Genomic DNA, 23,258 nt, shown 5'->3' with positions numbered 1-23,258 from the left:
CTCAGATCTTGCCGATGACGCCTTCGACCAGGTAGTTCATCCCTTCCAGGGCGATGTCGGTCTGCTTCATGACCGTGCCCTTCGGGATCACCACCTTGCCCGTGTTGTCCTTCAACTCGCCCTTGAAGATCTCGAACTGGTCTTTGAGCATCAGCGCCTTGATGGCGTCGGCGTTCTTGCGCGCACCCTCAGGCACCATGGCGCCATAGGGCGAGGTTTTCACATAGCCTTCTTTCAGACCACCGCGCAAGAAGTTGGGGTGCGGCTTGCCGGTGCGTGCGGCCTCCACGATCTGCTTGTACGGCGTCACCCAGTTCCACTCGGCCCCGGTGAGGTAGGCATTGGGCGCCAGCTTGGCCTGCGAGGCGTGGTAGCCGCACACGAACTTGCCGCGACGGGCGGCGGTCTCGACGACCACCTTCGGGCCATCGACGTGCATCGTGAACACGTCCACGCCCTGGTCGGCCAGGCTGTTGGTGGCCTCAGCCTCTTTGACCGGCATGGACCAGTCGCCCGTGAAAATCACCGAACAGGTGATCTTGGGGTTGACCGACTGGGCGCCCAGCGTGAAGGCGTTGATGTTGCGCAGCACCTGCGGGATGGGCTTGGCCGCGATGAAGCCGATCTTGCCGGACTTGCTCATGTGGCCGGCGATCACGCCATTGAGGTACTGGCACTCGTCGATGTAGCCAAAGAAGCTGCCCACGCTCTTGGGGTGCTTGGCGGCGTCCCACAGACCACCGCAGTGCGAGAAGCGCACGTCGGGGTTCTTCTTGGCCACCTCCAGGATGTGCGGGTTGAAGTAACCGAACGACGTGGGAAACAGCAAGGTGGCGCCGTCTTGCGAGATCATGCCCTGCATGGTCTTTTGCACGGCCTGGGTCTCGGGCACGTTTTCTTCGCCCACCATCTCGATGCCGGGCATGGCCTTGATGGCCATGGCCGCTTCATAGTGCGACTGGTTGTAGCCGAAGTCGTCCTTCGGCCCCACATAGATCATGCCGATCGTCAGCGTCTTTTGTGCCCAGGCGGGCAAGCCCAGGCCGCCCAGCGCCAGACCGGCGCCGGCGCCCCCGACGTTCTTCATCCAAGACCGACGATTCCATTGATCCATTGACATGCGCATCTCCTTGCACCAGCATGTGACACCATCGTCTCGACCAAGGCACCAGGCACCCACCTAGTGCACCGAGAGATGTACAGACTGGTATACAAGCAATGCGCGTGCCCGCTCCGAGCGGGCATCCCGGTCACTGACCAGGGTTCAGGCGGGCGGCCTCCTGGCGCACCATCTCGGCCCTCAACTGCTCGTCGGGCTGCACGATGGCCAACCATTGGGCTTGCAGCCCCAGGGCTTCTGTGCGGCCGATGTTGCCTTGCTGCACGTGCGTGGGCAACTCGCTCAACAAGGCATTGGCCAACAACTGGCGCTGCGCAGCCGCATCCTGAGGCAGCGCGTCCAGCACGTCCCTCAAGCGCATGAAACGCAAAAAGTTAACCAGGCGCGTCAGTTCGGCATCGGGATCGGCGTGTTGTTGTGCGGCCGATTTCAAGGCCATCCACTCGATGAGCGAGACGTAAGACGGACGCTCGGTGACCACGCCCTGAATGGGCGGTGCAGGCACCATGCCACCGGCGCCACCCACCACCGCCTGCTCGGCCTGCTGGGCCTGCTGGCGCCATGCCTGGGCATCCACCGGCGGGCCGTCGGCCCCCAGGGCCTCAGAAGGCGCCACAGAGACCACCGCTGGCGCCGTGACCGCGCTGTCGCGGACGGCAGGCGCCTCCTCGGTCATGAGATCGTCAGGTTGCCACGACCAGGCCCACCAGCCGGCACCCACCAGCGCCAGCAACACGGCAAGGATCACACCCCGGAGCACCCAGGGGCTTTGTTTGCGCTCAATCATTACCACCACGGTTTGCCATCCTCCAGTTCAGCAAAAACACAGGTATCACACGGAAAAAAGCCGGCGCAAGCGCCGGCTTTCATCATGCCTCAGACCAGGATCAGTTGGCCGTCGGAGCCGGCGGGGCCACCTGGAAGCTGTAGCCTTGGCCCGAACCCGACATCAGGGTGGACAACACGGCCGAGAAGAAGCAGCCGCTCAGCGTCGGGAAGGTGGTGGTGCCCGAGAACTTCAGACCGCCACTGCCCAGTGCCGAGACAGGGCCCTTGAAGTTCAGCGGGAACTCCACAGGGGCCGTGGTCTTGCACTCGCCCAGGTTGATGCCCAGCAGCGAGGTCACGCTGATGAAGGCCTTGGCCGTGCCGTTGATGCTCAGCTGACCTTCGGTGTCCAGCTCGGCAGTGCCGGTGGTGTCACCTGCGGGGGTGATGCGCAGACCCACCTTGGCCGGGATGCCGAACAGGGTGATGGTGGTCTCGAAGTCAGGCACCGCCAGTTGGCCCTTCAGGGTCTTGTCCGTGATGTCGGCATCGGCCGTGAAGCTCGAAGCTGCAGGCAAGGTGACGGTCTGGGCCAGGGTCTTGAGGTTGACGCTGGCGGTCAGCGGCCACTTGTCCAGGGTCACGACAAAGTTGCCGCCACCCGGGTTGGCGGTCGGGGCAGGCACCGTGGTGTTCGAGCAGGTGTTGGGCACCGTGCGGCCAGCGATGCGGTCGGCAATGAACGACAGCGCGGCAGGCGCGGCCTGGAACTGCGTGGAGATGTGCTCGCTGGGGTACAGGTCGAACTTGACCTTGGTGCCCTGGCTGCAATACATCTGCTTCAAGGCAAAGGCCTGTGCCAGCGGGATGAACTGGTCAGCCTGACCATGGTACTGATACAGAGGAGCGTTGATCTTGCTCTTGCCCAGGTCTTGCTCGGTCAGCACGGCCGCGATGTTGGGCACGGCCAGCAGGTCGGTCAGCGTGATGCCACCCACCGTGTAGTCGCTGATGCGCTTGTTCTGGTACTCGGGCAGGGCTTCGAACACGCACTTGGTGCTCAGCTTGGCCAGTTCGGCCTTGCCGGCGGCGCTGGCGATCAGGTCGATGGGCAGCTTGTTGGGGTACTGGTTGCCCAGACCCACCACGCCCGAGGCCAGGAAGGCGGCGCCCAGGTTGCCGTCCAGGTTCAGCGCAGAGCTGATGAAGTCACCAGGGATGCCACCAGCGGCCACGCCCACCAGCTTCATCGTCGGTGCGTAGGTGGGTTGCAGCTGACCCGCCCAGGCTGCCGATTGGCCACCTTGCGAGAAGCCCCAGATGGCGACCTTGGTGTTGGCCTTCAGGCCAACGTTGGGAACGGCGACAGCAGCCTTGAAGATGTCCAGCACGGCGTTGCCTTGCGACATGCCGGCCAGGTAGGTGGACTTGTCACCGGCCACGTAGCCTTGGTAGTCGGTCACCAGCACGGCATAGCCTTCGGCCAGCGCGGCGGCGATGTTGGCGTTTTCGTAGTCAGTGCCCTTGGCCATCTGGCGCGAAGGCGCGCACTCGGTGGCCAGACCATGGGTGCCCACCGCGTACAGCACGACGGGGCGCGAACCCTTCCACCAAGGCCACGAGGTGTTGGGCACCAGCACGGTGCCGGAGACCACATTGCTCTGGCCGACCGAGTCGGTCGACTTGTACAACACGTTCCACGCCTTGGGCGCGGGCACGTTGTCGCCCAGGTTCACCGTGGTCTCGCGGTAGCTGACCAGGGTGCCTGCCGAACCGGCCGGCACCGACGAGGGCAGCGTGAAGAAGGTGTCATCGGCGGGGCCGACGGTGGCGGCCACGGCCGAGGTGGCCATGGTGGTGGCGGCGGCTGCGGCCACGGCCGTCAGGGCCAGGGAGGCCAGCGAGCGGCTCATGAAGGAAGAACGTTGCGACATGTGGGTCTCCTGCGGTTGCATGAAGGTTGTGCGGTAGTACGTGGTGGATTGTTGGCAGCACCGAACGGAAAACGTTATGGGGATTACGTTCTAGACCGATTGGGTTAGACCCCTCTCACGCCCCAGAGAACAGCGCGGTAATCGCGTCCCACAGCGCCCCACCCCCCGTGGATTGGGGGGCGGGTTCGGCCTCATAGGCCTTGATGAGCGCCCCACGGCGACTGATGAGGTTGTCCAGAAACACCTCGACCGAGCGGAAACGTTGGGGCGAGCGGATCTCGGTGCCATCAAAGCCCAGGATGGTCAGGCAATGCGAGCCGATGAAATTGCGCTCATGAGGAACGTAGTAGCCGATGTTGGCGTAGGGCTTCATGGCGTCCGTCCAGGCCTTGACCTCGGGCTTCCATTTGGCCAGCAGCAGGGCCGTGCGCTCGGCGGCTGGGGCGGCAGCGATCTCGGGGTAGAAATCGCGGTACGAGAAATCCGAATAGATGGTGTCTTGCTGGAACACGGCGTAACCGAAGCGGTCTTGTGGATAGACCTCGGCCATGGCGGTGGTGAGCGAGCCCAGGTTATTGGGGTCGCCAACGCCCGGATAGCGGGCCATCAGCTTGTTCACGAGTCCCTCAGGACCGTCCAGCCCCCAGGCTGAGCGGATCTTTTCGTGCAAACGCAGGGACGGCGCCTGCTCGGCGGTGGCGCCGCGCGGGGCCTGCATCAAAGGCCCTGAATCGGCCAGCAAGGTGGCTGCGCGCGGCTTGACGATGTCGCGCAACACGCCGTAGTTGCTGGTCGATCCCGCGCCGCCTGCAGAAAAGCCGGTCACCAGCAGGTGCTCTGGGCGCTTCATGTTTTGCGCCATCCACTGGGCCAGGGCCTCGGCATTGCGGGCCCCTCGGTGGTAGTAGGTGAGTGCAGGCTGGGCAGGGTCCGGATCGGGGTACACCGCCACCTTGTTGCCGGTGTGCACGTCACCCGTGCAGTAAGGCACGTAGATGATGTTCCAGCTTTGCGTCTGGATCTGATTGAACGGGTGCAGTCGCGCCGTGAATGGCGTGATCAACCCGAAGGCGGCCATCGATGCCGATGTCATGTAGTTGGCCGGCACCCCGTTGGGGTTGGATGCCCCCAGGAGCCCGCCCTCGCCCAGGCAATTGCCCTTGGCCCAGCACGCGCCGCCGCCCTCGAACATCACCACGGTTTTGGTGGTGAATGGCGTGCGGTTCACAAAAAATCGGTACGGCGTGCCGTTGCCGCACGAGGCTCCGGTGGCCGCAGGGGCCTCCACCGCCTCCCATTTGTAATAGCTTTGCGCCACGGCGGCACCACTGGCCAGCATCGCCAGTCCTGTCAGGACCAGACTGCGAATCGACAAGGACTTCATGGGGATGTCTCACTCAGGTGTTGATGTCCCCGAAATTGTCAACAACCCACGGATGCCCGTCATTGCCTGACTTCCATTAAATACCGAGGATTACCCTTCGCTCATTCGAGGGATCGGGCCCCGCCCAGGCCAGCCTGCCCAATCGGGCGCCACCCCCCAGGGTGAGGGGCGGAAACGAGACAAACCCGCAAATCCCGGAGCCCAACCCGGGAATGGCGTGCACAAGCGCCCGCCCATGGGGTATAAACGCGTCCTGATTCGAACGACCGTTTGAAATGAACGATCGTTCGAAATTGATCCATCATCCATCCCGTCGGCCTCTGGCCGAGGCAACCACACACCGAGGTGACCCATGCCGCAGTACAAGGCCCCGTTGCGCGACATGCGCTTTTTGCTCAACGAAGTGTTCGATTACCCCGCGCACTACGCGTCGCTGCCCAATGGTGAAGACGCCACCCCCGACATGGTGGACGCCATCCTGGAAGGCTGCGCCACGTTCTGCGAAGAAGTGCTGAGCCCCCTGTACCTGACTGGCGACCAGGAAGGCTGCACCATCAACGACGGTGAAGTGACCACGCCCAAGGGCTACAAGGAAGCCTATGCCGAGTACGCCGCCGGCGGCTGGCAAGGCCTGGCCCACCCCAAGGTGTACGGCGGGCAGGAGCTGCCCATGTCGCTGAACCTGCTGAAGTCGGAAATGATGGGCACGGCCAACTGGCCCTTCACCATGTACCCCGGCCTGAGCCTGGGCTGCATGAACACCATCTACCTGCACGGCAACGACAAGCAGAAAGAAACCTACCTGCCGCCGCTGATCGAAGGCCGCTGGGCCGGCACCATGTGCCTGACCGAGCCCCAGTGCGGCACCGACCTGGGTCAGGTCAAGACCAAGGCCGAGCCTCAAGCCGATGGCAGCTACAAGCTGACCGGCACCAAGATCTTCATCTCCTCGGGTGAACACGACCTGACCGAGAACATCATCCACATCGTGCTGGCCCGCCTGCCCGATGCGCCCAAGGGCACCCGTGGCATCTCCTTGTTCATCGTGCCCAAGTTCATCGTGAACGCCGATGGCTCGCTGGGCGAGCGCAACACGGTCAAGGCCGGTGCGCTGGAGCACAAGATGGGCATCCGCGCCTCGGCCACCTGCGTGATGAACTTCGATGACGCCACCGGCTACATGATCTCCCAGCCCAACAAGGGCCTGGAAGCCATGTTCACCTTCATGAACAGCGCCCGCATCGGCACCGCGCTGCAAGGCCTGGCCCACGCCGAGCTGTCGTACCAGGGCTCGCTGCCCTACGCCAAAGAGCGTCGCTCGATGCGCGCCCTGAGCGGCAAGAAAGATGCCGAGCACACCGCCGACGCGCTGATCTGGCACGCCGACGTGCGCCGCATGCTGCTGACGCAAAAGGCCGTGGCCGAAGGCGCCCGCGCCATGATCTACAGCTCGGCCAAGCTGGCCGACCTGATGGTGGCCGGTGCCGCCAAGGGCGACATGAAGGAATACGAGCGCTACGACGACAAGCTCGGCTTCTACACCCCCATCCTCAAGGGCTTCATCACCGAGCTGGGCCTGGAGTGCGCCAACATCGGCATGCAGGTCTTCGGTGGCCACGGCTACATCAAAGAGCACGGCATGGAGCTGATCGCCCGTGACGCCCGCATCGCCACGCTGTACGAAGGCACCACCGGCATCCAGGCGCTTGACCTGCTGGGCCGCAAGGTGCTGCTGCAAAGCCGTGGCAAGGTGGTCAGCGAGTTCACCGGCATCATGACCGCCCAGGCCAAGCCCCACCTGCTGGACGGCGGGCCCATCGGTTCGATGGCCCGCGCCTGCTTCAAGCGTGCCCTGCAATGGAAGGGCTTGACGCTGCGCATCATGCTGCGTGCTGCCAAAGACCGCGACATCGTCAGCTCGGCCTGCGCCGACTACCTGATGTACGCCGGCTACGTGATGATGGGTCACTTCTGGCTGCAACAGGCCCTGGTCGCTCAAGAGAAGCTGAAGACCGGTGGCAAGGAATCGCCCGAGTTCTACAAGGCCAAGATCCAGACGGCCGAGTTCTACTTCGAGCGCCTGCTGCCCCGCGCCGATGCCCACAAGAAGTCCATGCTGGCGCCCACCTCCAGCGTCATGCAAATGGACAACGAACATTTCATGTTCAGCTGATGTCAATGGCCACGGGTTCGCCCGTGGCTTGTTGACAGCCCAACCTTCACCACCATGAACATCACCGCAGACCTGACGTCGGGCCAACGCCGCTACGGCGGCGCCTCGGCCGACGAGCGGCGCGATGAACGCCGCGATCGCCTGATCGCCGCAGGCATGCAGGTGTTCGGTGAGGTGGGCTATCAACAAGCCACCAAACGCCTGATCTGCGCCCAGGCACGCCTGGCCGATCGCTATTTTCATGAGCACTTTGACAGCGTGCATGCCTGTTACCGGGCGGTGCATGACGTGGCCTGCTGCGAGGCGGCCGCCATCGTGCAAGAGGCCATCCTCAATCAGCCCAGCGACCTGATGCTGCGCGCCAAGGCCGGCTTGCGGGCGTTTTTCGAACACATCCGCGACGACACGCGCCGCGCCAACATCCTGATCAAGGATTTCTCACGCGCCGGCTTGACCGCCGAACACCGCGTGTCACAGCAATACGGTCACATCGTGGACCTGCTGCGCCTGCGCTTTCGCCAGCGCTGCGGCGACCAGGCCGACCGCATTGACATCGACCTGGTCATCACCGGCAGCATCGGCATGGTGGGGCATGTGGCGATGCTGTGGATGGAGCGCGACTTCCAGACCCCCATCGACCAAGTGGTCGACCACACGCTGTATTCATGGCGTGGGCTGAACCAGTGGCTGACCGAGTTGGCGCCGCCATCTGTCTAACAAGACATTCAGATGAACCATCCGATTCATCTTGAGGGCAATCACGCCTTACGTTAAACGTTTTACTGACTGATGATGCTTTGGCTAGCACACACTTTCATCAACCTAAGCTGAGACAAGCATCATGCAAACTCTGAATCAACAAGAAATCAAGGAAGTCAGCGGCGCCGCTCTGGACCCTGAACTGGGTCTGTTCAAGCGCACCGGCATTCCCCTGATCGATGCCATCCACAAGAACGAGTGGAACACCTACGGCCGCCCGCTGTACAACACCTTTGCGGTGCTGCTGGGTTTCCCCAAGGCGCCCTGATCGGCCTGCTTGACATGCCCTGAATGGGCGCATGTCTTGATGCCCGCAACACCCCGTGTTGCGGGCATTTCGCTTGTATTGACCATGACTTTGTGTTGTTTGCGTGTGGGGTGCCTGCGTGTGGGGGCCTTGCGCGCGGTGGCCCTGGCGCTGCTGTCCACCTGCGGGGGGCTGGCCCACAGCCAACCAGCACCGGCTGGTTGGCGCATGAGCCTGCACCTGGCCTCGCCGCCGCAGGTGAGCGCCGCGCTGCCCGCCGCCACCGACTGGCCCACGCTGCTGACCGCCGCCCGGCAGGCGGCCAGCAACCGGCGCGAACAAGCGGCTGTGGAGGCCGCGCAAGCCAGCCATGACCAGGCCCGGATCAGCGCCTGGCGCCCGCGGGTGGACGCCACCGCCACCAACACCCAGCGCTGGCAGCGCTACAACGAACAACCCATCCGGTCACCCAACGCCAGTGCCGGCCTGACGCTGACGCAACCCCTGTGGCGCGCCGCCGAACGCACGGTGGCCGACAGCCTGCAATCGCAAGCCGAACAGACCGCCTGGCAAGCGCGCGAACAAGCGCAGCAAGTGGCGCTGGAGGTGAGCCTGGCCTGGCTGGACGCGGTTGAAGCCGCCGAAACGCTCAAGCTCAACCAGGCCCGCATCGACGCCCTGCGCCTGCAAGCGCAACTCAATGAGCGACGCGTGCAGGCTGGCGTGGGCACCGTGGTGGATCAACTGGAAACCCGCGGCCTGCTGGAGCAGGCCCAAGGCGAACGCGCCGTGTGGCAACACCGCCTGAACACCGCACGCCTGCAGGTGGAGCGGCTGGTGGGGCAGGCCGTGCCCGGGCCCCTGCAGGTGCCGGACGGGCTGCACCCGATGGCGGCAGGCGATGCCGACCCCATCGTGGTGCCCCCCCTGGCCGAAGGCCTGCACCTGGCGCCCGGCGCCAACGCCGCGCAACAGGCCCGCGAACGTCAGCTGCAGGGGGCCCGCCTGCAACTCAGCGCCCGGCAAGCCGAGCGCTGGCAACCCACCATCGACCTGGTGGCCGAGCTGTCGCGCACCCGCCAGAGCCAGCAGTTCGACGGCCTGAGCGAACGGCAAGACATCCGCAACCGCGCCGTGGGCGTGCAGCTGAACTGGCCGTTGTTCACCAGCGGCTACCAGCAGGCCCGCACGCGCGAGGCCCTGGCCTTGCTGCAACAGGCCGAGGCCGCGCGCGACGAAGAACGCGCCGCCCTGGACACCCGCTTGCGCGAGGCCTACGACACCCTGCAGCACAGCCAGCGTCTGCTGGCGGTGCAACACCAGCTGGTGCGCACCGCCCAGACCACGCACGCAGCGGTGCACAAGGCCTACCTGGCCGGCCTGCGCACCCACCAGGACCTGCTCACCGCGCGCCAGCGCATCGACGACAGCCAACAGGCCCTGGTGGGCACGCGCATCCAGTCCCTCAAAGCCCAGGTGCGCATCCTGAGCCTGCTGGAGCAGCTCCACGCCGAGCGCATCGCCCCCCTGGCCCAGGTGTTTGCGCGCGAGGCCCTGGCCCCAACCCACCCACTGCCCGACGACGCCCCATGAGCACGCCCCAGTCATCCCTGTTCAGGCAAGAAGCGCTGGCCGCTCAATCGGACAGCAGCGCCGGCGCCCCCATCCACATCCGGCCCGTGGGTGCCGGCTGGCTCACGCTGTTTTTTGCGGTGCTGTGCGCCGCCGTGCTCCTGCTGCTGGTGCTGGGCTCTTACACGCGCAAAGAGCGTGTGCAAGGCGTGGTGCAGGCCCGGGGTGGCGTGGCTGCCCTGGTCGTGCCCGACGCGGCGGTGGTGCGCCAGGTGCGCGTTGCCGAGGGGCAGCGCGTCAAGGCGGGCGATGTGATTGCCGAGCTGGGCCAGGAGCGCTTCAGCGACGAGGGCAACACCGGCAGCCTGGTGGACGCCAACCTGGCCAGCCAGCGCGACAGCCTGCAGGCGCAACAATCCCACCGTGCCGAAGCGCAGCGGGCCGAACGCGCCGCCCAGGCCCAGCGCGCCGCCCAGGCGCGCCGCGACCTGGCCGCGCTGGACGAAGAAGCCCGCCTGCTGGCACGCCAGATCGAATCGTCCCAGCGGGTGCTGCAGCAGCTCACCCCCTTGCTGGACGAGCGCATCGTGTCGGGCCTGCAGGTGGAGCAGCAGCGTCAGACCGTGCTGGAGCAGGAAGCCCGCCGGCAGGCCCTCAAGCGCCAGCGCAGCGCGGCCGAAGCGGCGCTGGCCCAGGCCCGCGACGACGAACAACGCCTGCAGGCCCAGCACGAGGCCGAAGGCGCCGGGCTGAAGCGCGAACTGCTGAGCCTGCAGCAAGCCCAGGTGCAGCAACGTGGCCAGCACGTGATGGTGTTGCGGGCCCCCAAGGACGGCATCGTCTCGGGCCTGATGGCCTTGCCGGGTCAGGCCTTGCCCGCTGGCCACACCCTGGCCTCGGTGGTGCCCGAGCCCTCGGCCATGGACGCGGTGCTGTATGTGCCCAGCACCGCCATCGGCTTCATCCGCGAGGGCCAGGCCGTGCGCGTGAGCTACGACGCCTTTCCTTACCAGCGCTTCGGCCAGTACGCCGGCACGGTGCACAGCGTCTCGCGCAACGAGGTGCGCCCGGCCCAGCCCGATGCGCAAGACCGGCGCGCGTATTTCCTGGTGCGCGTGACGCTGGAGCGGCCGTCGGTCGAGGCCTATGGCACCGAGATCGCACTCAAGCCCGGCCAGACCTTGAGTGCCGACATCGCCATCGACCGCCGCCGCCTGATCCGGTGGATGCTGGACCCGCTGTACGCCTTCACGGGCCGACTCTGACGCCTGACGCGCCCTTGCCATGCCCACCAACCTGCTGACCCTGTGGCCACGCCACCGTGCGCCCCTCATCCTGCAATCCGAAGCCACCGAGTGCGGTCTGGCCTGCCTGGCCATGGTGGCCTCGGCCCATGGACACGACACCGACCTGCTGACCCTGCGCCGGCGTTTCGAGGTGTCGTCGCGCGGCGCCACGCTGGCCCGCCTCATGGAGATGGCCCACGAGATGGGCCTGTCCACCCGCGCCCTGCGCCTGGAGCTGGACGAGATGCCCCAGCTGCAGGTGCCCTGCATCCTGCACTGGGACATGAACCACTTCGTGGTGCTGGTGAAGGCCGATGCGCGCCAGATCACCATCCACGACCCGGCCGTGGGCGAGCGCACACTCAGCATGAAGGAAGCCAGCCCGCACTTCACCGGCGTGGCGCTGGAGCTGGCGCCCAGCACGGGCTTTCAGCGCAAGCAAGACAGAACCCCGTTCGATCTGCGCGTGCTGTTCGCGGGCCAGACCGGACTGGGTCGCGCCTTCGCGCAGATGGCCGTGCTGTCGGTCGTGCTGGAGGTGTTCGGCATCCTCATGCCCATGCTCAGCCAGTGGATCATCGACGACGTGATCGTCACGCGCGATGCGCCCCTGCTGGTGGTGCTCACCGTGGCCATCGCCCTGCTGGCCCTGATGTCGCTGGGCACGCGCTTGCTGCGTGGATGGATCGTGCTGGGGGCCGGCCTGCGCTGGCGCCTGTCGTCCAGCACCAATGTGTTTCGCTACCTGCTCAAGCTGCCGCTGTCGTACTTTGACAAGCGCCACACGGGCGATGTGCTGTCGCGCTTCGGCTCGGTCAACACCATCCAGGACACGGTCACCACCCACCTGGTCGAAGCCGTGCTGGATGGCGTGGTCAGCCTCGTCACGCTGGGCCTGATGTTCATGTACAGCCCGCAACTGGCCCTGATCGTGCTGATCGTGGCCCTCATCTACGCCGCCGTGCGCTTTGCCGTGTTCAAGCCCTACCGGCAAGCCGCTGAAGAGCTCATCGTGCGCGAGGCCCATGCCCAGAGCTTCCTGCTGGAAACCCTGCGGGGCATGGCGGCCATCAAGTTCTTTGCGCAACCCGGCTGGCGCGTGGGGGGCTGGATGAACCAGCAGGCCCAGATGGTCAATGCCCGCGTGCGGCAAGAGCGCGTGTCCATGCTGCATCAGGGCATCAATGGCGTGGTGGGCGCTGTCGAGCAGGGGCTGGTGCTCTTCCTGGCCGCGCAGATGATCATCCAGGAGCAGTTCACCATCGGCATGCTGGTGGCCTTCCTGGCCTACAAGGGGCAGTTTCTGCAGCGCATCACCGACCTGCTGGAGCGCCTGATCAACCTGCGCCTGCTCAAACTGCAGGGCGAGCGTCTGGCCGACATCGTGCTGAGCGAACCCGAGGCCGCCGCGCCCGGCCCTGCGCCCGACTGGCCAGCCCACGAACCCATGACCTTGGAGTTGCGCGACGTCACCTTCCGATATGGCGAGGGCGAAGCGCCCGTGCTGGACCGGGTGAACCTGCGCCTGCAGACCGGCGAGGCGGTGGCCATCGTGGGCCCCTCGGGCTGCGGCAAATCCACGCTGATGAAGCTGCTGTGCGGGCAACTGCAGCCTCAATCGGGCGAGGTGCTGCTCAACGGGGTGCCCATGGAGCGACTGGGCGCCGAGGCCTTCCGCTCGGCCCTGGGGGTGGTGCTGCAAGACGACCAGCTGTTCACCTGCTCGCTGTACGACAACATCGCCATGAACGACGTGCGGGCCACCCCTGAGCGCGTGGAGGCCGCCGCCCGCCTGGCCTGCATCCACGACGACATCGCCCGCATGCCCATGGGCTACCAAACCCTGGTGGGCAGCATGGGCAGCTCGCTGTCGGGCGGGCAAAAGCAGCGCGTGCTGCTGGCCCGGGCCCTGTACAAACAGCCCCGCTTCCTGCTGCTGGACGAATACACCAGCCACCTCGACACCGAGACCGAGCAGCGCGTGCAGGCGGCGATCCAGGGCCTGGGTTGTGGCCGCTTCATCATCACCCACCGGCTGCACAGCCTGACCGAGGGCGACCAGGTGTATGCCCTGTGGCAGGGCGCGCTCCTCTCGCGCGAGGAGGTGCAGGCGCAGGCGGAGGCGCCACCCGGCTCGCGGGGTTAACAGCGTCCCCCGGCTTCGGGCACAATGACACCCGTTGTTGTCAGATTAACCGTTACCCGGACTGGATGTGCTCATGGCCCTGGACAAGCCCTGGTTGAATCAATACGGTGCCGGCGTGCCCGCCACCATCAACCCCGACACCTACCCTTCGCTGATGGAGCTGCTGGAAGACGCCTTCCGCACCCACGCCAGCCAGGACATGATGGCCTACATGGGCTCGCGCTGGACCTTTGCCAACATCGAGGCCCAGTCCAAGCACTTGGCCGCCTGGCTGCAGGCCCAGCGCCTGTCCAAGGGCGCCCGCGTGGCGGTGATGATGCCCAACGTGCCGCACTACGCGGTGGCCATTGCCGGCATCTTGCGCGCCGGCCACGTGGTGGTGAACGTGAACCCCATGTACACCCCGCGCGAGCTGGAGCACCAGCTCAACGACTCGGGCGCCGAGGCCATCATCGTGCTGGAGTACTTTGGCCCCACCGTGCAGGAAGTGATCGACCGCACCCCCGTCAAGCACATCGTGCTGGCCTCGCTGGGTGATGTGTTCGGCCCGCTCAAGGGCCCGTGGATGACCTACAAGTCGCGCAAGGTGGACCGCCATGTGATCGACTTCCAGCTGCCCGACGACGGCCGCCGCGTGCTCACACCCATGAAGCGCGCCCTGACCGAAGGCAAGCGCCTGAGCTACACCCGCCCCACCCTGAAGGGCAGCGACGTGGCCTTCTTGCAGTACACCGGCGGCACCACCGGCGTGTCCAAGGGCGCCACGCTCACCCACCGCAACCTGGTGGCCAACATCCTGCAATGCGAGGCCTGGTTCAAGCCCGAGCTGGACAAGGTCGAAGGCCAGTTGATCAACGTGGTGGCCTTGCCGCTGTACCACGTGTTCGCGCTGACGGTGTGCTACTTCCTGAGCGCGCGCATGGGCACCATGAACGTGATGATCGACAACGCCCGCAACATCGGCAAGCTGATCGAAACGCTCAAGAAGTTCAAGATCACGCAGTTCCCTGCCGTCAACACCCTGTACAACGCGCTGGTGGAAGAGCCTGATTTTGAGCAGCTCGACTTCTCACGCCTGAAGGTGTGCAACGGCGGCGGCATGGCCGTGCAGCAAGCCACCGCCGAAGCCTGGCAGCGCATCACGGGTGTGCCCATCGTCGAGGGCTACGGCCTGTCAGAGACCTCGCCCGTGGTCACGGTGAACCGCCTGGACAACCGCGAGTACAACGGCGCCATCGGCTACCCCCTGCCCTCCACCGAAGTGGCGCTGCTCGATGAGCAAGGCCAGCCCGTGCCCCAGGGTGAGGCCGGCGAGATCGCCGTGCGTGGCCCGCAGGTGATGGCCGGCTACTGGCAACGTCCTGAAGAAACCGCCAAGGTGATGACGCCCGACGGCTTCTTCCGCACCGGCGACATCGGCGTGATGGCCGCCGACGGCCTGATCAAGATCGTGGACCGCAAGAAGGACATGATCCTGGTGTCGGGCTTCAACGTCTACCCCAACGAAATCGAGCAGGTGGTCAACCTGCACCCCGGCGTGACCGAGTGCTGCGCCATCGGCGTGCCCGACGAGCGCTCGGGCGAAGCCGTCAAGCTGTTCGTGGTGCGCAAGGACTACAGCCTCAGCGAAGAAGACATCGCCAACTACTGCAAAGAGCAGCTCACCGGCTACAAGCGGCCCAAGTACGTGGAGTTTCGCGAAGACCTGCCCATGAGCAACGTGGGCAAGATCTTGCGCAAAGACCTGCGCGACGAAGAACTGGCCGCCATGGCGCGCAAGAAGAAAGCCGCCTGAGCCCGCTCAGTGGGCGGCCAGCTTGAAGGCGGCCACGGCCTCCACCAGTTGGGCGGCCTGCTGCTTCAGGCTCTCGGCCGCTGCGGCGCCCTGCTCCACCAGCGCGGCGTTTTGCTGCGTGGCCTGGTCCAGGTGAGTCACGGCCTGGCCCACCTGGCCCACGCCGTGGCTTTGCTCCTGGCTGGCCGCGCTGATGCCGGCCACCATGGTGCTGACCTGGCGGATGCCCGCCACCACCTGCTCCATGGTCTGCCCCGCCTGCTCCACCAGGTTGCTGCCCAGTGCCACCTTGTCGGTGCTGGTGCCGATCAGGGCCTTGATCTGCCGGGCGGCGTCGGCGCTGCGCTGCGCCAGCAAACGAACCTCACCGGCCACCACGGCGAAGCCGCGCCCTTGCTCGCCCGCGCGTGCGGCCTCCACCGCTGCATTCAGCGCCAGGATGTTGGTCTGAAAGGCAATGCCGTCGATGGTGCCGATGATGTCGCCGATGCGCCGGCTGCTGTCGTGGATCTCGCGCATGGTGTCCACCACCTGGCGCACCACCTCACCGCCACGCACGGCCACTTCCGAGGCGCCCACGCCCAACTGGTTGGCTTGCAAGGCACTGTCGGCGTTGTTGCGCACAGTGCCGCTGAGCTGCTCCATCGTGGCGGCGGTCTCTTGCAATGACGAGGCTTGTTGCTCGGTGCGCTGGCTCAGGTCCGTGTTGCCTTGGGCGATTTCGCTGCTGGCGGTCAGCACGCTCTCGGCGTTTTCTCTGACGCGCGACACCACCTGCACCAGGCGCACGCGCATGTCCTCAAGCGCGCGCAGCAGGTCTCCCGTCTCATCCTGACGCTGGCTGTGCAGCGGTGTGGTCAGGTCGCCGGCGGCCACACGTTGCGCCGCCTGGGCCGCATCACGCAAAGGCTGGCCGATGCGCCGCGTGATGAACCACGACACCCCGGCGCCCAGGGCCACAGCGCACGCGGTCAGCGCCCACAGCACCATGCTGCCTGCCCGGTTGGTGGCCTCCAGGCTCGCCGCCCGGGCGTCCAGGTCTTGGCGCTGAAGCTTGACCAGGTCGGTCATGCCACCCAGATAGGCGGCCGCCACGGGCTGAAAGTCCTGCTCCAGCAGTTTCAGTGCCTCGTCGTCGCGCCCCTCTCGCTTGAGCTGCATGATGGCGTCGCGGGCGCGAATGAAGTTCTTGCGGTGCTCGCCAATGGCGGCAAACAAGGCTTTTTCGGCAGGGCTGCTCAGCAAGGCTTCGATGGATTTTTGCAGCTCGGTCGAGCGGGCACTGCTGCTCTTGGCGTCATCGGCAAAAAAGCTGGCCAAAGAAGGGTCTGCGCTGCGCGCCACAGCCACCGTGCGTCGGGTGCCCGCGTTGACGATGGCAAACCAGTCGCTCACCAGGCGCTCTTTGTTCAAAGGCGCCGCCAGCATCGCCCGGGTTTCGGTCTCGCTGGCATGCATGCGGCCCAGCCCGACCCCGGCGATGGCCACCAACAACACCAGCACCACGGCGAAGCCCAGGGCCAGTTGGCGCCCGATCGAAAGTCGAGAAAGTCGAACAGGCATGGCGCCTCCTGAATGGTCGGTGTATGGCCCCCACGGCCTTCTACCCCGGCTATTTCGAACCAGCGAACGCAGAACTTGAGCCCAACCATTGCACAACATGGGCCTGGAAGCCATTGCACATCGGCCTCAAGTTCATCGCAAATCAGCCGATACGAAAAAAGTGTCGAACATTCGATTGCGACACAGATTGGACAAACATCATGTTCACCACCCTACAGTCCAAACTGGCCGGGGCCTTTGGCGTGTTAGCGGCGCTTCTTCTGGTCCTGGCAGGTTTCTCCTACCGTTCGATCTCAGCCATGCACCTGCAGTTCGATGAGGCGGTCAATGGCAACGCCGTGCATGTACTGCAGTCCAACCTGGTGCTGGACGGCGTGAACGGTCGGGCCAATGAAGCACGCAACCTCATCCTGGCCTCCACGTCAGCCCAGCGAGAACGCGCCCAAGCTGCACTGCAGCAGCACTCTGCCAAGCTGGATGCCGCCCTGGCTGCTTTGCAAGACACCGCCAAGATCAAGCCGTCGCCAGAAGAACAGGCCCTGATCCAGAAGATTGCCGACGTGGAGCGGCGCTACCACCCGGTGGCCGCAGCGATCGTCGCCAAAGCCATGGCTGGCGACAACGACGGCGCCACACAACAGCTCAACGCCGAGTGCATTCCACTGCTCGACGAACTTCAGGGCGCGGTTCAGGCCCATTTGGAGCACCTGCAACATCACCGCCAACTGGCCGCACAAGATGAAGCCACCGTGTACACCGCCACCGTGTGGATGTTGCTGGTGGGCGCCAGCCTGGCCTTGGCCGTGGCCTTGGGCATGACGGTGATGATTCCCCGCGGCATCAAGGCGCAACTGGGCGCCGAGCCCGCTGTCCTGAACCAGGTGGTGTTGCGCATGGCCGCGGGCGACCTGGCCCCGGTGCCTGGCGCTGCCGCCGCGCCGCCCCACAGCGTGCTGGCCGCCATGGCGCAGATGCAAAGCGACTTGTCGCAGATCGTCTCGCAGGTGCGGCACACCAGCGACTCGATCGCCACCGGCAGCAGCCAGATCGCCAGCGGCAACGCCGACCTGTCGCAACGCACGGAAGAGCAAGCCAGCAACCTGCAGCAAACGTCGGCGTCGATGAGCGAGATCCGCTCTACCGTGGACCGCAACGCCGACACCGCCCGCCAGGCCGCCCAGATGGCCCAGAGCGCCAGCCAGGCAGCCCAGCAAGGCGGCGAGGTGATGCAGCAGGTGGTGGGCACCATGCAAGACATTGCCACCAGCGCCCAAAAGGTGAATGACATCATCGGCACCATCGACAGCATCGCGTTTCAGACCAACATCCTGGCGCTGAACGCGGCGGTGGAAGCCGCCCGCGCGGGCGAGCAGGGCCGCGGCTTTGCCGTGGTGGCCGGCGAGGTGCGCACCCTGGCGCAGCGCAGCGCCGAAGCCGCCCGCGAGATCAAGCGCCTGATCGGCGCCAGCGCCGAGAAGGTGGACACCGGGCAGGCCCTGGTCAGCAACGCCGGCACCACCATCACCGACATCGTGCAGCAGGTGCAGCGCATGAGCGCTGTGATCAACGAGATCACCACCTCGGCCCATGAACAAACCACCACCATCGGCCAGATGTCAGACGCCGTGGGCCAGCTGGACCAGGTGACCCAGCAAAACGCCGCCCTGGTGGAAGAAAGCGCCGCCGCCGCCGAAAGCCTGAAGCACCAGGCGGCGCAGTTGTCGCAACTGGTGGGGAAGTTCAGGGTGGCGTGAAGCGCTGACTCGGATCGGCCGCACCCGCCAGGGGTCTGTGCCCCCAGCGGCTTCACGGGGGTGGTCCTGCCTGGACAGGCAGGACGCCCCTGCGATGCTCGCCACGGGCCGGTGCCGTGGAACTCGCTGCGCGGCGTGCGCCATGCGCCCGCCACTGCGCTCACACAGCCACGGCAAGCCAGATGATGAAAGCGCGACTTCGCCCGCGAAGCCGCGCCCGGCCCATGCCTGCGCTTCTCGGCCCCCCCGAGGCGCCACTGGGGGCACAGACCCCTGGCGGGTGCTCGTGTGGGGCGTTAGGCGGGTGCTGCCTGGCGGGAACGCAGGCCCCGCATACGATGCCCGGTTGTGAGGCCAGGGCACCCGACCGGTGACGGCATTTGCCCGGCACGCCTCAGGCAGCGGTTTGGAGTGTAGGCAAGGCTGGGGGCAAGATGGGTTGTCAGCACAACCCGGTGAAAGCGCTCAGCCACGACGCTCTTGAAGTGCGGCCAAAGCCTGGCCGGCTTCTCGGGTGCGACCCGCAAGCACGTCTTCCAAGCCGCGCCGGGCATCGTCGATCAACAGCCGATGAATGCGCTCGCGCTCAGGTCGGTGGCAGCAGCCCCTCTGGTCGCCTGGCTCAGACAGCCTGGGGCGCGCCGGGGTAGACGGCAGCTCATCATGGTCAGAGGTGGGCATGCGTGGCTCCATGTGGCTGACAGAATTCTGCGCAGTTTGCCGCATTGGCCTTTCGTCCTGCACAGAGTCAAACAGCGGCACGCCACATGGCCACCCCAAGCCATCAGCCCAGGGTGGGCCCCGTGGCGCCTGAGTGGGTGCCGAGGCGCGCAAGCCCCGGGCAGGGGCGTTCTGCCGCAGGCAGAACCACCCACTTGAAGCCACGCGGCCCGCCCTGGGCTGGTGGCTTGCGCGCTCAACCCGGCATGAAGCCGAGGCTCACACCCCCCACTGCTGCTTCATGAACGCCGCCTGGCGCTCCAGCGCCTTGGTGGCGCTCGGCATGATGCCGGCGTGAATCTGGAACACGTGCCAGCGGCCCTTGTAGACCTCCAGCTCCACGTGGCGATCAAAGCGCTTGGCCGCGTGCAGCAGCCAGACCGAATCGTCGTGCAGCACCTCGATCTCGCCCACCTGCACCAGCGTGGGCGGCAGGGTGCTCAGGTCTTGCCGCTTGGGGAAGGCCAGCGGGTGGTCGTGGCGCGGGCGGTACCAGGCAAAGCCCTGCATGCCCCACTCGATGTTGATCATCGGGTCGAGCTTCTTGTACTTCTTCACGCTGTCGCTGTTGAGCTTGGCGTCAAACGCGGGCGACATCATCACCAGGCACTTGGGCGTGGGCAGGCCTTCCAGCTCCAGCGCCTTGAACAGCAGCAGCGTCAGCGTGCCACCGGCCGAATCCCCGCCCACGGCGATGTGCTCGGGCTGGTAGCCCCGCTTGAGCAGCTCTTTGTAGCCGGCCAGCGAGTCTTCGATCTGCGCCGGAAACGGGTGCTCGGGCACGCGGCGGTAATGAACGGCCAGCACCTCGCAGTTGGCCATGCGGCTCAGGCGCGTGGTGATGCTGCGGTGGCTGCGCGGGCTGCCGGCACAAAACGCACCGCCGTGCAGGTACAGCATGGCGTGCTTGGGCTGCGGCGTGGCCTTGGGCGTGATGCGCTCGGCCGCCAGCTTGCCAATCATCACCTTCTCCACCTTCACACCACCACCCGGCGGCATCGACACCGACAGCGTGTGCAGCACGGCGCGCTGCAAGCCCACGGGCATGGGTGGCTTGATCACCGGCTTGAACAAAAAGCGCAGGCTGCTGCGCATCAGGGCCGAGGTGATGCTTTCGCGGGCGCCGGGCACCGGCTCGTAAATGCGCTGAATGGGGGCGGCGGACATGGGCAGAAGTCTTTCAGGTACGGCAGTGGAAACGAATCAACCCAGCATGGTCTTCTTGGCAAAGAAGGTGGTCATGGGCTGGTACCACGAGCCAAAGAAGCGCACCACCTTGTCCAGGAACTTGGCATCAGGCCCCACCAGCACGCGGCGCTGGTTGCCCTCCACCGCACGCAAGATCTGGCGAGCAGCGCTCTCGGCCGTGGTGGTGTTGAGCAGCTTGTCGAACTTGGCCTTGGCCGTCTCGGGATTGGCGCCCGTCTTGGCGCTGATGCTGTTGTCCATCTTGGCGTCGCGGGCGATGTTGGTGCGGATGCCACCCGGGTGCACGCAGGTGGCGCTCACGCCGCACTTCTCCAGGTCCAGCTCCTGGCGCAGGGCCTCGGTGAAGCCGCGCACCGCGAACTTGCTGCTGTTGTAGGTGCCTTGCGTGGGCAGCGACAGCAGGCCGAACAGGCTGGAGGTGTTGACGATGTGGCCATCGCCCGAGGCCTTCAAGTGCGGCAAGAAGGCCTGGGTGCCCCACACCACGCCCCAGAAGTTGATGCCCATGATCCACTGGAAGTCTTCGGGCTTGACCGTTTCCAGGAAGGCGCCCAGCGCCACACCGGCGTTGTTGAACACCAGGTTGACCTCGCCATGCTCGCTGGCCACGCGGTCTGCCCAGGCGAAGACCTCGTCACGGTCAGCCACGTTCACCCTGGCGGTCGTGACCTTCACGCCCAGCTTGCTGGCCATCTCGGCCGTCTCGATCAAGCCCTTTTCATTGACATCGCTCAGTGCCAGATGGCAGCCACGGCGGGCCAGCTCCAGCGCCAGCGTGCGGCCCATGCCCGATGCGGCGCCCGTGATGGCGGCCACCTTGTTCTTGAAGTCTTTCATGGCGATCCGTGAAGGGGGGGAAGAATGCGTACACCCAGGGCCTGCACAGGCCATCGTGCGATGCCACAATCGGCAAGTGCAGGCGCTGATTGCGTGCAGGTGTGAATTTGACAATCGTCAATTTCAAATATCGTATTTGACAATGTCTGTTTCCAAAAATAGGGTTAACCCTGAATCCCCCGCGTCCCCGGGGCCGTCCGGCCGACGCTACGGCGGGGTGGACTCGCAAGAGCGCCAGCGGCAACGCAAGGCCCGCCTGATCGAGGCCGGCCTGGCCGTGTTCGGCGAGCAGGGCTACCACGCGTCCACCGTGCGTGATGTGTGCGGCAAGGCACAACTCACCTCGCGCTACTTCTACGAGTCGTTTGACAGCATGGAGGCCTTGTTCAAGGCCGTGTACGTCACCATCAACCGCGAACTGATGCAGCACACGGTGATGGCCCTGGCCCGCTGCGAGCCCGAGCCCGAAAAGCTGGCCGAAGCCGCGCTGCGCACCTTCTTCGAGTTCATCCGCGACGATCCACGACGCGCCCGCGTGGGCCTGATCGACGCCTTGAACGTGGGGCAGAGCATGAGCGACCTGACGGGCAAGGCCACGCAGGATTTTGCGCACCTGATCGCCAGCTTCATCCGACAGATGTTTCCCCGGCTCGAAGAGCTGGGCCTGAGCCACCAGATGATCGCCGACGGCCTGGTGGGCTCGAACACGCGCATTGCCACGCAATGGGTGGCCGAGCGCTGCAAGACCCCGCTGGAAGACGTGCTGCGCAACGCACAGGCCATCTTCGAGGCCTGCATCGCGTATGCGCGGGCGCAAGAGGCCACGCTCAAGCCGCCCGCAGCGGCCTGAGGGGCCGAGGGTCACACGCGGCGCCCTTCGGCGTCGATCACCACCTCACCATCTTCTTTGGTGAAGGGCCCCTGCTGGGGCTGGTGCAAGATGTCGAGCACCTTCTCGGACGGGCGGCACAGCGCCGTGCCCTTGGGCGTGACCACGATGGGCCGGTTGATCAGGATGGGGTGGGCCACCATGAAGTCCAGCAGTTGGTCGTCCGTCCAGTGGGGCGCCGACAGGCCCAGTTCATCGTAGACATCGCCCTTGGCGCGCAGCACCTCGCGCACGCTCAGGCCGCAGTCGCGGATGAGTTGCGCCAAGTGCTCGCGGCTGGGTGGCGTCTCCAGGTAGTGGATGACCTGCGGCTCGATGCCCGCATTGCGGATCAGCGCCAGGGTGTTGCGCGAGGTGCCGCACTGGGGGTTGTGGAAGATGATGGTGTCGCTCATGCGGCTCGGGGGTGGTTGGCAGGAGGAATGTCGGGGGCGGACTGGGTCACTGGGCGGTCGCCACCCAGCGCGCGGTGCAGCAACCAGCCTACCAGGGCACCTGCCACCTGGGCCAGCATGAAGGCGGGCACGCTGGCCGGCTGGATGCCGGCAAAGCTGTCACTGAACATGCGTCCGAACGCCGCCGCCGGGTTGGCAAACGAGGTGGACGCGGTGAAGAAGTAGGCCGCCCCAATGTAGGCCGCCACCATGGCCGCCACACGGGCCGCCGGCGCGCGCAGGATGACCAGCAGCAAGCCTGCCGTGGCCACACCCTCGGCCAGCCACAGGGCCGGGCCGCTGCGCACCTTGGTGGCCCACTGCCACACCGGCACGTCAAACATGGCGTGCGTCAGCCAGGCCCCACAGGCCGCCCCGGCCAGTTGCACCACCACGTACAGGCCCAGCAGTGACCATGGCATGTAGCCACGCAGCGTCATCACCAGGCTGACGGCCGGGTTGAAGTGAGCGCCGCCCACGGGCCCGAACACCTCGATGAGGATGTACAGCCCGCCCACGGTGGCCAGGGTGTTGCACAGCAGGGCCAGGGCCACATTGCCCTGGGCCAGGCCTTCAGCCATGATGCCCGAGCCGATCACCACGGCCAGCAGCAAGGCCGTGCCCAGAAACTCACTCAACAGCTTTTGAAGCAAGGTGGGGGTCATGAC

At 65.8% G+C, this 23,258-nt stretch carries 19 protein-coding genes; 9 read left to right on the top strand and 10 right to left on the bottom strand.

The window, feature by feature from the left end; all coding sequences use genetic code 11:
* Position 1: 1 nt before the first annotated feature.
* The 4 genes from WNB94_RS09755 to WNB94_RS09740 all read right to left on the bottom strand — a co-directional run bounded on the left by WNB94_RS09755 (position 2) and on the right by WNB94_RS09740 (position 5,206).
* The gene (locus WNB94_RS09755) at positions 2 to 1,120 is read right to left on the bottom strand and encodes a BMP family ABC transporter substrate-binding protein (RefSeq protein ID WP_341390147.1); all 1,119 of its coding nucleotides are present in this window, start codon (positions 1,118 to 1,120) and stop codon (positions 2 to 4) included.
* 130 nt (positions 1,121 to 1,250) lie between these two features.
* Complete coding sequence (locus tag WNB94_RS09750; RefSeq protein ID WP_341390146.1) at positions 1,251 to 1,907, bottom strand: hypothetical protein; 657 nt, start codon at positions 1,905 to 1,907, stop codon at positions 1,251 to 1,253.
* A 100-nt stretch (positions 1,908 to 2,007) separates the two neighbouring features.
* Complete coding sequence (locus WNB94_RS09745) at positions 2,008 to 3,822, bottom strand: lipase family protein (protein WP_341390144.1); 1,815 nt, start codon at positions 3,820 to 3,822, stop codon at positions 2,008 to 2,010.
* Between the two features lie 115 nt (positions 3,823 to 3,937).
* The gene (locus tag WNB94_RS09740) at positions 3,938 to 5,206 is read right to left on the bottom strand and encodes a pectin acetylesterase-family hydrolase (RefSeq protein ID WP_341390142.1); all 1,269 of its coding nucleotides are present in this window, start codon (positions 5,204 to 5,206) and stop codon (positions 3,938 to 3,940) included.
* Between the two features lie 352 nt (positions 5,207 to 5,558).
* On the opposite strand from WNB94_RS09740, the gene WNB94_RS09735 reads away from it, so the two are divergent.
* The 7 genes from WNB94_RS09735 to WNB94_RS09705 all read left to right on the top strand — a co-directional run bounded on the left by WNB94_RS09735 (position 5,559) and on the right by WNB94_RS09705 (position 15,184).
* On the top strand, positions 5,559 to 7,379 hold the full coding sequence (locus WNB94_RS09735; RefSeq protein ID WP_341390140.1) for an acyl-CoA dehydrogenase C-terminal domain-containing protein: 1,821 nt from the start codon (positions 5,559 to 5,561) through the stop codon (positions 7,377 to 7,379).
* Between the two features lie 54 nt (positions 7,380 to 7,433).
* Positions 7,434 to 8,096, top strand: coding sequence for a TetR/AcrR family transcriptional regulator (locus tag WNB94_RS09730; RefSeq protein WP_341390138.1), 663 nt, complete (start codon positions 7,434 to 7,436; stop codon positions 8,094 to 8,096).
* 124 nt (positions 8,097 to 8,220) lie between these two features.
* The gene (locus tag WNB94_RS09725; RefSeq protein WP_341390137.1) at positions 8,221 to 8,406 is read left to right on the top strand and encodes a hypothetical protein; all 186 of its coding nucleotides are present in this window, start codon (positions 8,221 to 8,223) and stop codon (positions 8,404 to 8,406) included.
* An 84-nt stretch (positions 8,407 to 8,490) separates the two neighbouring features.
* Positions 8,491 to 9,978, top strand: coding sequence for a TolC family protein (locus WNB94_RS09720; RefSeq protein WP_341390136.1), 1,488 nt, complete (start codon positions 8,491 to 8,493; stop codon positions 9,976 to 9,978).
* Positions 9,975 to 11,222, top strand: a complete 1,248-nt coding sequence (locus WNB94_RS09715) for an HlyD family secretion protein (RefSeq protein WP_341390135.1) — start codon at positions 9,975 to 9,977, stop codon at positions 11,220 to 11,222. Before WNB94_RS09720 ends, WNB94_RS09715 begins: the two co-directional genes overlap by 4 nt.
* A gap of 19 nt (positions 11,223 to 11,241) precedes the next feature.
* Entirely contained in the window at positions 11,242 to 13,389 is a 2,148-nt protein-coding gene (locus WNB94_RS09710; protein ID WP_341390134.1) for a peptidase domain-containing ABC transporter, read from the top strand.
* Positions 13,390 to 13,468: 79 nt separating this feature from the next.
* Complete coding sequence (locus WNB94_RS09705) at positions 13,469 to 15,184, top strand: AMP-binding protein (RefSeq protein ID WP_445819063.1); 1,716 nt, start codon at positions 13,469 to 13,471, stop codon at positions 15,182 to 15,184.
* Between the two features lie 6 nt (positions 15,185 to 15,190).
* Here the strand turns inward: WNB94_RS09705 and WNB94_RS09700 are convergent, their stop codons facing one another.
* Positions 15,191 to 16,747, bottom strand: coding sequence for a methyl-accepting chemotaxis protein (locus WNB94_RS09700; RefSeq protein WP_341390130.1), 1,557 nt, complete (start codon positions 16,745 to 16,747; stop codon positions 15,191 to 15,193).
* Positions 16,748 to 16,947: 200 nt separating this feature from the next.
* Here WNB94_RS09700 and WNB94_RS09695 point away from each other — a divergent pair, with 200 nt between their 5' ends.
* Entirely contained in the window at positions 16,948 to 18,501 is a 1,554-nt protein-coding gene (locus WNB94_RS09695; protein WP_341390129.1) for a methyl-accepting chemotaxis protein, read from the top strand.
* Between the two features lie 465 nt (positions 18,502 to 18,966).
* On the opposite strand, the gene WNB94_RS09690 is transcribed toward WNB94_RS09695, so the two are convergent.
* From WNB94_RS09690 to WNB94_RS09680, 3 genes are all read right to left on the bottom strand, one after another.
* The gene (locus tag WNB94_RS09690; protein ID WP_341390127.1) at positions 18,967 to 19,182 is read right to left on the bottom strand and encodes a hypothetical protein; all 216 of its coding nucleotides are present in this window, start codon (positions 19,180 to 19,182) and stop codon (positions 18,967 to 18,969) included.
* Positions 19,183 to 19,440: 258 nt separating this feature from the next.
* Entirely contained in the window at positions 19,441 to 20,388 is a 948-nt protein-coding gene (locus WNB94_RS09685; RefSeq protein ID WP_341390126.1) for an alpha/beta hydrolase, read from the bottom strand.
* 36 nt (positions 20,389 to 20,424) lie between these two features.
* Positions 20,425 to 21,267, bottom strand: coding sequence for an SDR family NAD(P)-dependent oxidoreductase (locus WNB94_RS09680; RefSeq protein ID WP_341390125.1), 843 nt, complete (start codon positions 21,265 to 21,267; stop codon positions 20,425 to 20,427).
* 217 nt (positions 21,268 to 21,484) lie between these two features.
* On the opposite strand from WNB94_RS09680, the gene WNB94_RS09675 reads away from it, so the two are divergent.
* The gene (locus WNB94_RS09675) at positions 21,485 to 22,117 is read left to right on the top strand and encodes a TetR/AcrR family transcriptional regulator (protein ID WP_341390124.1); all 633 of its coding nucleotides are present in this window, start codon (positions 21,485 to 21,487) and stop codon (positions 22,115 to 22,117) included.
* Positions 22,118 to 22,128: 11 nt separating this feature from the next.
* On the opposite strand, the gene arsC is transcribed toward WNB94_RS09675, so the two are convergent.
* Both arsC and WNB94_RS09665 read right to left on the bottom strand, forming a co-directional pair.
* Entirely contained in the window at positions 22,129 to 22,551 is a 423-nt protein-coding gene (gene arsC / locus WNB94_RS09670; RefSeq protein WP_341390123.1) for an arsenate reductase (glutaredoxin), read from the bottom strand.
* Positions 22,548 to 23,255: an aquaporin gene (locus WNB94_RS09665; protein WP_341390122.1), complete on the bottom strand. Its 708-nt coding sequence runs from the start codon at positions 23,253 to 23,255 to the stop codon at positions 22,548 to 22,550. Before WNB94_RS09665 ends, arsC begins: the two co-directional genes overlap by 4 nt.
* Between the last annotated feature and the right edge of the window lie 3 nt (positions 23,256 to 23,258).

This window comes from Aquabacterium sp. A3 (genome assembly GCF_038069945.1).
Classification (GTDB): Bacteria; Pseudomonadota; Gammaproteobacteria; order Burkholderiales; family Burkholderiaceae_C; genus Aquabacterium.
This window is presented reverse-complemented; position numbering and strand designations above follow the sequence as displayed.

Coding starts and splice junctions, on each gene's coding strand:
- WNB94_RS09755 (WP_341390147.1), bottom strand. CDS start 1,120: ATGTCAATGGATCAATGGAATCGTCGGTCTTGGATGAAGAACGTCGGG.
- WNB94_RS09750 (WP_341390146.1), bottom strand. CDS start 1,907: ATGATTGAGCGCAAACAAAGCCCCTGGGTGCTCCGGGGTGTGATCCTT.
- WNB94_RS09745 (WP_341390144.1), bottom strand. CDS start 3,822: ATGTCGCAACGTTCTTCCTTCATGAGCCGCTCGCTGGCCTCCCTGGCC.
- WNB94_RS09740 (WP_341390142.1), bottom strand. CDS start 5,206: ATGAAGTCCTTGTCGATTCGCAGTCTGGTCCTGACAGGACTGGCGATG.
- WNB94_RS09735 (WP_341390140.1), top strand. CDS start 5,559: ATGCCGCAGTACAAGGCCCCGTTGCGCGACATGCGCTTTTTGCTCAAC.
- WNB94_RS09730 (WP_341390138.1), top strand. CDS start 7,434: ATGAACATCACCGCAGACCTGACGTCGGGCCAACGCCGCTACGGCGGC.
- WNB94_RS09725 (WP_341390137.1), top strand. CDS start 8,221: ATGCAAACTCTGAATCAACAAGAAATCAAGGAAGTCAGCGGCGCCGCT.
- WNB94_RS09720 (WP_341390136.1), top strand. CDS start 8,491: ATGACTTTGTGTTGTTTGCGTGTGGGGTGCCTGCGTGTGGGGGCCTTG.
- WNB94_RS09715 (WP_341390135.1), top strand. CDS start 9,975: ATGAGCACGCCCCAGTCATCCCTGTTCAGGCAAGAAGCGCTGGCCGCT.
- WNB94_RS09710 (WP_341390134.1), top strand. CDS start 11,242: ATGCCCACCAACCTGCTGACCCTGTGGCCACGCCACCGTGCGCCCCTC.
- WNB94_RS09700 (WP_341390130.1), bottom strand. CDS start 16,747: ATGCCTGTTCGACTTTCTCGACTTTCGATCGGGCGCCAACTGGCCCTG.
- WNB94_RS09695 (WP_341390129.1), top strand. CDS start 16,948: ATGTTCACCACCCTACAGTCCAAACTGGCCGGGGCCTTTGGCGTGTTA.
- WNB94_RS09690 (WP_341390127.1), bottom strand. CDS start 19,182: ATGCCCACCTCTGACCATGATGAGCTGCCGTCTACCCCGGCGCGCCCC.
- WNB94_RS09685 (WP_341390126.1), bottom strand. CDS start 20,388: ATGTCCGCCGCCCCCATTCAGCGCATTTACGAGCCGGTGCCCGGCGCC.
- WNB94_RS09680 (WP_341390125.1), bottom strand. CDS start 21,267: ATGAAAGACTTCAAGAACAAGGTGGCCGCCATCACGGGCGCCGCATCG.
- arsC (WP_341390123.1), bottom strand. CDS start 22,551: ATGAGCGACACCATCATCTTCCACAACCCCCAGTGCGGCACCTCGCGC.
- WNB94_RS09665 (WP_341390122.1), bottom strand. CDS start 23,255: ATGACCCCCACCTTGCTTCAAAAGCTGTTGAGTGAGTTTCTGGGCACG.